The sequence below is a fragment of the Comamonas sp. GCA5 genome (assembly GCF_036541385.1).
Lineage (GTDB): Bacteria > Pseudomonadota > Gammaproteobacteria > Burkholderiales > Burkholderiaceae_C > Comamonas > Comamonas aquatica.
On the sequence record NZ_JAZHFR010000250.1, the window covers coordinates 1 to 351 of the forward strand.

Below are 351 nucleotides of genomic sequence, written 5' to 3' on the forward strand. Positions count from 1 at the left end.
CCTTCTTGCCACGCCTTGCGCCTTCCAGGCCCAGCTTGCGCATCAGTCGTTGTACGGTGCAGCGGGCAATGGGTAAGCCCTCTCGGTGCATCTGCTTCCAGACTTTGACCGTCCCATAAACCTGCCAGTTGGCATGCCACACACGTTGAATATGGGTGCAGCGTTCTTCGTCCGATTGGCTGCGCTTACAGCGCAGCCACGGGCAGTTTCTTTGCTGAACCCTGCGCCTGTAGCCCGATGGGGCAATTTGCAGCAACTTGCAAATTGGCTCGACCCCATAGGCATCACGATACTGGTCTACAAAGTCAATTAACTCTTGATGCGACGGTCCAGCTCCGCCTGTGCAAAAAA

The 351-nt window shown here is 55.8% G+C and carries 1 protein-coding gene and 1 other annotated feature; the gene reads right to left on the bottom strand.

The annotated features are described in order from the left end of the window. On the bottom strand, nt 1-351 hold a 351-nt coding region (locus tag SJH88_RS19525), incomplete at both ends, for an IS3 family transposase (protein WP_274755428.1). Next, nucleotides 239-351, bottom strand: a sequence feature (AL1L pseudoknot). This feature is flagged as partial in the annotation. (Overlaps the previous gene by 113 nt.)